Source organism: Bifidobacterium leontopitheci (assembly GCF_009193355.1).
Lineage (GTDB): Bacteria > Actinomycetota > Actinomycetes > Actinomycetales > Bifidobacteriaceae > Bifidobacterium > Bifidobacterium leontopitheci.
In genome coordinates this window covers 1-10,304 of sequence record NZ_WBVT01000061.1, presented here as the reverse complement: position 1 = coordinate 10,304, position 10,304 = coordinate 1, and the positions used below count along the sequence as shown (strand labels likewise).

Here is a 10,304-nt window from a genome sequence, read left to right as displayed (position 1 = left end):
GCCGGCCTGTGATGATGCGTGAGTGTCCATACACCATTGTCACCACGCACGACCGTCAACCATGCCCCAGGACATACCGTCAACCATCCGCTGACACATGCGTCAACTATCCGCTGAAGCTAAACATGATGTCCCGAACGCGCAATATTGCCGATAATGCGCGTTTGTGCGCAGATAATCGCTGAAAAATGGCGTTTTCGGCGGACTCGCCGGACGACGCCTTGTCCCGAATGTGCGTAAACGCCAGTTTTGCGCGTTCGGGACGTCCCGATTGTACAAAAACGGAAGATACTGCACAATCGGGAGCGTTCGCGGGCCTATCCGCCCCGTTCCTGGCACCATGCACGAGGTGACAGACGTGCCGCCAGCTATCTCACCGGACCGGCAAGCTCCTCCAGAGTCGATGCAATAAGCCGGAACTTGAACTCGGCGCCACGCATGGCAAGGCATCGAGCCACGCGGAACACGAACTCGGCGGTTGCATGTTCGTCCCTGAGATTGGCCGCCGTCGCAGTGAACACCATCCAATCATGCGCCTGCATCACGCCTCTCTTTTCACGGTCGAGCCGCCATTGCCTACGGTCCGTGCGGTGATGGTCGCCGTCGTATTCCACACCGACTTTGAATTTCAACCATGCGATGTCAAGGGTCATTTCGGCACCGCTGCCGAACGACATGCCGCCGATGACCGCGTTGATCGCGCACTCCGGCAAGCCGTGCGCGGCGAGCCGCAGTCGCAGCACGGTCTCCATGGGCGAGAGCACGCCGGGCCTCATAAGCCGTAGCGCCTGCAGGCAGCGTCGCTTGCCATGAAACTTCGAGAAAGACGTCACAGTGGCTTTCATCCTGTCGAGCACCTGCCCCGGATCGGTTTTGGTGGCCTTGGCCAGCGCGGTGACCACGCCGTCGCCGACGATGACCAGGTCCATCAGGGTCACGTGAGGCGAGAGCTGGGCCCATGCATGAACCGGATCCAGTACAAGAACGTTCGGCGCGGCCCTCCTGACGTCCCCGGCGTCGAAGTGCTTCCACACATGCGCGTCAATCCCGGCGCGTGTCGACCGCGGTCTTCGGGCATGCTCTTTCGACACGGTATGTAGACGGTCGGCCATCGCGGCGACGCTTTCGGGGAGCGGCACCTTGTACAGCATCAGTGATGTGACCATGCCGAAGAGCAGCCTACGGCAGCTTTCTCGGGACGCGTCTTTGCAGTGTTGCAGTGTTTCGGCCTTCAGCTCGCTCAGCGAACGGAACATGGAGGCGGGCGGAGATTCGTCGTGTGCGTAATCGTTCATATCGCACACGCTAACGAAACACGCATCCGTGCGCCACCGACCCTCGAAAAATTGTGGATATGTGGACAACTCGCCCGGATTGCGCGTGCGATGTGCATAACCCGGACGTTATCCACATAACATCCATGACTCACGATGATGTTATGGTGGGCACGTTCGTGGCGCCGCCAGCGTCGCGGTACCGTCGTCGGGACGTCAACGCGATCCGTTCGTCGCGCAGACGCCTCCGCACAACCCAAGGAAGCAGAGAAAAGTATGGAGAAGTTCTTCCATTTGAAGGAGAACGGCACGACCGTGTCCACCGAGATCATGGCCGGCCTGACCACGTTCTTCGCGATGAGCTACATCATCGTCGTCAACCCGCAGATCCTGAGCCAGACCGGCATGCCGTGGGGCGGCGTGTTCCTGGCCACCATCATCGCGGCCATCATCGGCACGCTCGTCATGGGCCTGTTCGCGAACGTCCCGTACGCGCAGGCGGCCGGCATGGGCCTCAACGCGTTCTTCACGTACACCGTGTGCTTCGGCCTGAAGTTCACGTGGCAGGAGACGCTGTGCATGGTGTTCCTGTGCGGCGTCATCAACATCATCATCACGGTCACCAAGATCCGCAAGATGATCATCGAGGCGATCCCGCCCATGCTGCAGAACGCGATCGGCGGCGGCATCGGCATCTTCGTCGCCTATGTGGGCATGCTCAACGTCAGCCTCGTCACATTCACCCCCAAGGACACGAAGGCCGCCGGCAAGGGCCTGGCGTCCGCCGCCACCCCGGGCCTCGCCGTGCTCAACACGCCGACGATCTGGCTGTTCCTCATCGGCCTGCTGCTCGCCATCGTCTTCACCGTGCTCAAGGTCAAGGGCGGCATGCTGCTCACCATCGTCATCACCGCGATCATCGGCATCCCGATGGGCCTGACCAGCATGGCGAACTCCATCTCCCTGGGCGACACGTTCGCCCAGCTGCCGCAGACCTTCGGCGTGATCTTCACGCCCGCCGGCTTCCCCGCGCTGTTCTCCGACGTGACCAAGCTGCCGCTCGTGCTGGTCACCATCTTCGCGTTCTCGATGTCCGACACGTTCGACACGCTCGGCACGTTCATCGGCACCGGCCGCCGCACCGGCATCTTCTCCGACGCCGACATGCAGCACATGGAGAACGGCTCCGGCTTCTCCTCCAAGCTGGACCGCGCCCTGTTCGCCGACTCCATCGCCACTTCGATCGGCGCAATCTGCGGCACGTCGAACACCACCACGTACGTGGAGTCGTCCGCCGGCATCGCGGCGGGCGGCCGCACCGGCCTGACCTCCGTGGTCGTGTCGGTCTGCTTCGCCCTGTCGATCTTCCTGTCGCCGGTGATCTCCGCCGTGCCGTCCGCCGCGACCGCCGGCGTGCTCGTCATCGTCGGCTGCATGATGGCCGCCAGCCTCAAGGAGATCGCGTGGAACGACATCACCGAGGCGATCCCCGCGTTCTTCGCCGCCGTCTTCATGGCGCTCGCGTACTCGATCAGCTACGGCATCGCCGCCGGCTTCATCACGTACTGCATCGTGAAGACCTGCAAGAAGGAGGCGAAGCAGGTGCACCCGATCATCTGGATTGTGGCCGGCCTGTTCATCCTCAACTTCATCCTGCTCGCCGTGCTTCAGTAGCGCGTGCGGCCTGCGGCTGCGGCGGCATGCCGCTGACTAATGACCGGTCCCCGTCGGCGTTGCGTCGGCGGGGACCTTCTGTTACCGGCGACGTGGCCGGCCGGATTATCGATACTCATCACAGGCGCAACGTCGCGTTTCTCGTCACGCGGGCCGCCCGATCCGCGTGACGGGTACGCTGGAACCCTTGGAATACCAGCGTTTTCGTGAGTGCGTCACGTGGCACGGGCGGCCCGCGTGACGTGGGGCGGGGATTTGCGTTTATTTTGTTAACTATGTGTCCTAATTAGAGGATAGACTTGACGGTTACTGAGCGCGAAGTCGCGTTCACCCCGGAAAACCCAAGGAAGAAAGGACAAGGGACTCCACAAGAGTGTGGAAGACAGTGAGGTTCGATAATGAAACGTCGTGCATTCGCAGCGATGCGAGGCGGCGGCATCCCATGGAAGGCGGCGGTGGGATTGCTCTCCGCGCTGGCCATGATGCTGTCCATGCTGATCTCGCCGGTGTTCGCGAGCACCGTGAACGCCGCCGAGGACACCGGAACCGTCGTGGACGATACGGTGACGGACACCAACCAGCCGCATTATTTCACGTATAACGGCGGCAACGCCACCGACACCACGAACGGCGGCGACGGCTGGGTCGCCGACACCAAAGCCTCCATCCAAGGGGACAACGCCGCGAAGACGCAGCATTGGGCTTGGACCAACAACACGGCCAATGTCAATAAGTGGACCTACGACTTCACCTTCACCGGCACCGGCGTCGAGCTCATCGGCGTCAAGTCCGACGCCAAGAACAACTTCCAGCTTGACAACGGCGATGTCGAGGAGACGACTATCACCGGCGAGGCGAACACCCCCACGACCCTGTACAAGAAGACCGGCCTGACCTACGGCAAGCACACCGTCAAGGTGACGCCGATGACGAACGGCACCGGCCTGCAGGTCAGCTACGCGAAGGTGTACACGTCCACGACGAAGACCATCAAGGTCGCGACGGTCGGCGACAGCCTCACCGAAGGCTACAAGTCGTCCGGCGGCAACAAGAGCGACACCGCGTACCCGGCATGGCTGCAGAAGATCCTCGGCTCCGGCTACGAGGTGAAGAACTACGGCAAGACCGGTGCCACCCTGCGCAAGAACACCAACAACTCCTACTGGAACTCCACCGAGTTCACCGAAAGCAAGAACTATCAGCCGGACATCGTCGTCATGATGCTCGGCACGAACGATTCCAAGGATGCCAACTGGGATGAGGCCAAGTACAAGGCCGACGCAAAGGAACTCGTAGACACCTACAAGAACCTCCCCAGCAACCCGACCGTCTACTTCGCCACCTCGCCGCACGCCTTCGTGACCACCCCCGCCACGGCCGGCGACATCTCCACGTCCACGATCGACGACCGCCTGCACCCCGCGCAGGAGGCCCTCATCAAGGACAACTCCTGGAAGACCATCGACATGTACGCGGCCACCGCGGACCGCCGCAGCCTGTACGACGCCGACGGTGTCCACTTCACCGACGCCGGCTACAAGTTCGTCGCCGAGCAGGTGGCGGGCACGCTGCTGAGCAAGCAGATCCAGGCCACGATCATCAAGCACACCAAGACCAGCGGCGACTCCAACAAGTTCACGTTCTCGTCCCGCGGCTGGGACACCGGCAACGACAAGCACACGTGGTCGCAGGCCCCGTCCGCGAGCCTGCCCGCGAGCGACATCTGGTATCAGGTGACGTTCGTCGGCGACCGCATCGACATCTATTCCGGCAAGAACAAGCCGATGGGCAAGGTCAAGTACTACATCGACGGCGTGGAGCGTGACACGGTCAGCCTGTACAACGCGAGCAACATCGACGAGACGTACATCACCTCCTACTCCGGCCTGGGCGAAGGCGAGCACACGTTCAAGGCCGTCGCCACCGGCGAGAAGGACGCCGCCGCGACCAACACGCTCATCGACTGCGCGAAGGTCATCGTCTACCACAGCCCGTACGACGTGCAGTCGGTCAATCTCAACACGACCAAGCTGACGCTCGGCAAGGGCGAGACCGCGTCCATCACCGCCGCCGTCAAGCCCGACTACGTCGACCTCACCGACCTGACGTACACGAGCAGCGCACCGAACGTCGCCACCGTGTCCGCCACCGGCGAGATCGAGGCGAAGGCCATCGGCACCGCGACCATCACCGCGGCCTCCAAGGACGCCAAGTTCAGCGGCACCGTCGCCGTGACCGTCTCCGCGACCGCGCCCGTCCTGCGCGGCGGCATCGTCGACACCGACACCCAGTACACGCAGCAGCGGTTCGCCGAGGTCAAGGCCAACACGACCGCCGTCTCGTCGCTCACCGCGTGGCGCAACGACAAGGTGAACGCCGAGATCGCGCTCGCCGCCGTCGGCAGCAAGCTCGACGGCCTGACCGTCACCCCCGGCGACCTGAAGACCGCGGACGGCAAGACCATCGCCGCCTCCAACGTCAAGGCCACGTTCATCAAGTCGACCAAGGCGTACAACGGTAAGTTCCTCGGCTACGGCAGCACGACGCGTGAGGTCCCCGCCGATGACGGCTCCAACCGCAGCGAAAGCAACGACATCCTGTACCAGTCCGCCGCCACCGCGATGTCGGTCGAGCCGAACAAGGTGCAGAACGTGTGGCTGCAGTTCGGCGTGCCCAAGGACGCGGCGGCCGGCACCTACACCGGCACCGTGACCGCATCCGCCACCGGCCAGACCCCGCTGACGTTCACCTATACGCTGGAGGTGCTCGACGCGACCCTGCCGGACGCGACGGAGTTCAAGAACAGCTTCGACATCGAACTGTGGCAGTACCCGTACAGCTCGGCCGAGTACTACGACGTCACCCCGTTCTCCGAGGAGCATTTCAAGATCCTCAAGTCCAGCATGGAGCTGTACAAGTCGATCGGCGGCAGCACCATCACCACGACCATCTCCGAGGATGCGTGGAGCGGCCAGACATACAGCAAGAACGCCGTGCACTACACGTCCATGGTGAAGTGGACGAAGGAGAACGGCAAGTTCACCTACGACTGGACGAACTTCGACAAGTGGGTCGAGTTCAACAAGTCGCTCGGCATCGGCGACAAGATCATCCTGTACAGCATCGCGCCGTGGACCAACTCGTTCACCTACTACGAGAACGGCAAACTGGTCAAGAAGGCCTACACGGTAGGTTCGGCCGAGTGGACCTCCACGTGGAAGGACTTCCTCTCCGCGCTCACCGACCACCTCATGACCAAGGGCTGGTACGACGACGCCTACATCGGCATCGACGAACGCAACTTCGACGCCCGCGTGTTCGACCTCATCGACTCGGTCAAGAACATCCACGACGAGACGCTGAAGACCGCCGGCTCGATGGACAAGTTCATCGACAAGCATGACCTGGCGATGCGCGTCACCGACCTCAACGTCGGCGACACCGCGGCCGCCGAGCATCCGGCCGAGTTCACCAAGCTTGTCGCCGACCGTGCGGCCAAGGGCTGGCGCACCGCGCTCTACTCGTGCACCGAGCACCAGCCGGGCAACTTCTCGCTGTCCGCGCCGGTCGAAAGCTACTGGACCGCCGTGAACGCCGGCGAGGAGACCGACGGTTTCATGCGCTGGGCGTACGACGCCTGGGTGGCCGATCCGCTCAACGACGCGACGCACAACGCGTTCGAGCCGGGCGACCCGTTCTCGATCTACCCGGCCGAGAAGAACGCCGCCGACAAGTCCGTCAAGTCGTCCGTGCGCCTCGAGCGCATGGCCGAGGGCGTGCGCGACGTCAACAAGGTGCGCGCCATGCTGCGCGAGATCCCCGACCTCAAGTCGCAGGTCGCCGAGATGTACGCGAAGATCCGCACCACCGCCCGCATCAACAACAAGAACTACATGACCGAAGCGCAGGTCAAGCAGCTCGCCAGCGAGATGAACGGCTTCAAGACCGACCTCGCGGCGCTGACCAAGACCTACATCGAGCGCAAGAAGAACGGCACGACCACGATCAGCAAGGTCACGATCGACGGTGACGCGAAGCAGAACGTCACCCTCGGCGGCACGCTGCAGCTGAACGCCACCGTCACGCCGGACAACGCGCTCAACAAGTCGGTCACGTGGACCTCCTCGCGCCCGGCCGTGGCGAGCGTCTCGGCATCCGGCGTCGTCACCGCGCTGAAGACCGGCACGACCACCATCACCGCCACCAGCGTGGCCGACCAGACGAAGACCGCCACCGTGCAGGTCACCGTCACGCCGCAGACCGTGGCGAAGGGCGTGCACTACTACAGCTTCGACGACTCGACGGCCAAGGATTCCTGGGGTTCGCGCAACGGCACGGTCGACTCGGCCGCCTCGTTCGCCGACGGCAAGGCAGGCAAGGCGCTCAAGGTCACCGACGGCAAGGGCGTCACCCTTGACGGCGAGCAGGGCGTGGGCGACAACTGGTCGGTCGGCTACTGGGTGAACTCCACCGCCGCGCTGACCGGACAGTCGTCCGTGATGATGGACAAGGAGAAGAAGTTCGCGTTCAGCCTCAAGATGGCCGCGGACCGCGACTCCGGCTTCCGCGTCGGCACCGGCAACGGCGACGTGCTCACTTTCAAGTACGACTTCCAGCCGAACACGTGGTATTACGTCACGTGGACGCAGGACAAGTCGGCCGGTCTGACCATGTACGTCAACGGCACGAAGGTCGGCACCACGAACAACTGGACGACGACGCACGCCGTCACCGCCCCGATCGACGTGATCGGCGGCACCGGCTTCACCGGATTGATTGACGAGGTGAAGGTCTACGACCGCGTGCTCACCGCCGCCGAAGTGCAGGCCGGCATGCTCACGCCCGGCCTCAACCTGACCGCCACCACCGCCGACGTGTACATCGGCGAGACGACGACCATCGGCGTCAACCTGGTCGGCGGCAACGGCGACGACGAGATCACGTTCACCTCAAGCGACCCCGACGTCGCGACCGTGGATGCGGAAGGCGAGGTCACCGGCGTCGGCCGGGGCGTCGCGACCATCACCGTCAAGGGCGGCGGCTTCACCGAAACCGTCACCGTGACCGTGACCCGCAAGCTGACCATCAAGAACACGCTGCCGCAGTACAAGCTCAGCGAAGACCACCTGAGCGACGTGCACAAGTCCGAGGACACGAGCAACCAGTACTTCGGCCAGCCCGACATGGTCCGCACCAAGACCGGACGACTCATCACCTCGTTCCCGCAAGGCCACGGCAAGGGCCCGCTGATCATGAAGATCAGCGACGACGAAGGCAAGACCTGGACGCAGAAGACCAACATCCCCGCGTCCTGGGCCAAGTCGCAGGAGACGCCCACCATGTACGTGCTCACGCTCGCCGACGGCACCGAACGGATCATGCTCATCACCGCATGCCCCGGCTGGACCGACGGCGTAGGCGACGGCACGACCGGCTGGAACACCTCGTACTCCGACGACAACGGCGAGACCTGGACCGAGTACACGCACTGGTACACCAACCACGCGGACGGCACGAAGAACAACTCGATCGTCGGCATGGCCAGCCTCGTCCAGCTCAAGGACAAGTCCGGCAAGTACATCCAGAAGTGGATGGGCGTGTACCACGACTACGGCTACGTCAACTGGAAGACCTACCTGACGTTCGACGAGAACGGCAAGGAGCACTGGAGCGAGCCGGAGAAGTACCTCGCGCAGTACCGCGACATCGAAAGCACGTACCAGATGTGCGAGATCGGCATGTTCCGTTCGCCCGACGGCAAGCGGATCATCGGACTGGCGCGCAGCCAGTCGCACAACAACCCGGCCACGCTCATCTACTCGGATGACGAGGGCGAGACGTGGAGCAAGCCGATGGACCTGCCCGGCTCTCTCGCCGGCGAACGCCACAAGGCCGCGTACGACCCGATCTCCGGGCGTCTGGTCATCACGTTCCGTGAGATCAACTACGACCTCAACGGCAACAACCGCTTCGACGGCGCGAACGACTGGAACGCCGGCGACTGGGTGGCATGGGTCGGCACCTACGACCAGCTCATCAACCAGGAGGACGGCGAATACCGCATCCTGCTCGACGAGGACTGGGCGCAGAACGCGAAGTCCGGCGACACCGGCTACGCGGGCGTGGTCACGCTCGCCGACGGCACGTTCATCATGGACTCCTACGGCCACTGGGACAAGGAGTTCTCGGAGCAGTGGGGCTTCGGCAAGGTCACGACCGACCGCTGCTACATCAAGCAGGCCAAGTTCAAGCTCGCCGACATCGAGTACGCGAACGGCCTGATCGACCGCACCGCGCTGCGCGCCGCCATCGCGAAGGCCGGCGAGCTCAAGGAGTCCGACTGGAAGGCCGACGGCTGGAAGGCGCTCGTCACGGCGCTCGACGCGGCCAAGGCCGGCGACGCGGACACCGAGCTGCAGCAGGTGCAGATCGACCGGCTGACCGCGGCGCTCAACGACGCGATCAAGGCGCTCAAGCCGGCCGGCGGCGAGCAGCCGGATCCCGATCCTAACCCGGACCCGAAGCCCGATCCGGGTGCGAAGGTCGACAAGACCGAGCTCAACCAGCTGATCGCTCAGGCGCAGGCGCTCGACCTGAGCCTGTACACCGACAAGACGGTCAACGACCTCAAGGCGGCGCTCGCCAAGGCCCGTGAGGCGTCCGTCAACGAGAAGGCCACCGACGCGCAGGTGAAGGCGGCCGCCAAGGCGCTCAGCCAGGCCATCGCCGCGCTCCAGCGGCGCAGCGACGGCCCTGGCGGCGGTTCCGGTTCCGGCTCCGAGGGTTCCGGCACCGGCAGCGGTTCGGACGGCAAGACGGACGGCAAGGGCGGACTGTCGTCCACCGGCGCCGACGTCGCCGGCCTCACGGCGATGGCGGCCCTGCTGCTGGTCGCCGCGGCCGGCTGCGGCGTCGAGGTCCGCAAACGTCGCGGCTGACGGTAGCCAAGCCGGCGGATAGCGTCGGACGCTGACCAACAGGCGGCGTGCGTGACATCATATGGTCGCGCACGCCACCTGTTTCATATGATGCCGGCGTCGCCCTGCCGGCTGGTTCGTCATGCGTGACATTTTTTCTTGGGAAAAAGTGTCACGCCCACAACCGACCGACCGTACCCATAGTGCCCGTTCGAGTACGTTCCGTTGTGGATTTTCGACCGACCGTACTCGGCCGGGCTGTCAGAGTACGTTTCGTCAAACATTCATGACCGACCGTACTCAATTGGCGGTCTACGAGTACGTTCCGATGCTCCTATACATTGTCAAGCTGTTGCGCGTGTTGTGTCGGGGTGGTGATGGAGTGGATCCATTGGGTGGCGCGTTGTTCGAGTTCGGGCAGGTCGCGCACGCCCCGCTC

At 63.7% G+C, this 10,304-nt stretch carries 3 protein-coding genes; 2 read left to right on the top strand and 1 reads right to left on the bottom strand.

What is annotated here, in order from left to right; all coding sequences use genetic code 11:
* Positions 1-368: 368 nt before the first annotated feature.
* Positions 369-1,364, bottom strand: a complete 996-nt coding sequence (locus tag F7D09_RS10705) for a hypothetical protein (protein ID WP_152235476.1) — start codon at positions 1,362-1,364, stop codon at positions 369-371.
* Positions 1,365-1,550: 186 nt separating this feature from the next.
* Here F7D09_RS10705 and F7D09_RS10700 point away from each other — a divergent pair, with 186 nt between their 5' ends.
* Complete coding sequence (locus F7D09_RS10700) at positions 1,551-2,948, top strand: NCS2 family permease (RefSeq protein WP_152235475.1); 1,398 nt, start codon at positions 1,551-1,553, stop codon at positions 2,946-2,948.
* A 398-nt stretch (positions 2,949-3,346) separates the two neighbouring features.
* Positions 3,347-9,886 (top strand): glycoside hydrolase domain-containing protein, encoded by a 6,540-nt coding sequence (locus F7D09_RS10695; RefSeq protein ID WP_226836290.1) that lies wholly within the window; start codon positions 3,347-3,349, stop codon positions 9,884-9,886.
* Positions 9,887-10,304: the final 418 nt, after the last annotated feature.

Excerpts from the sequence above, each read along its gene's own strand:
- F7D09_RS10700 (WP_152235475.1), top strand. The coding sequence starts at position 1,551 with ATGGAGAAGTTCTTCCATTTGAAGGAGAACGGCACGACCGTGTCCACC.
- F7D09_RS10695 (WP_226836290.1), top strand. The coding sequence starts at position 3,347 with ATGAAACGTCGTGCATTCGCAGCGATGCGAGGCGGCGGCATCCCATGG.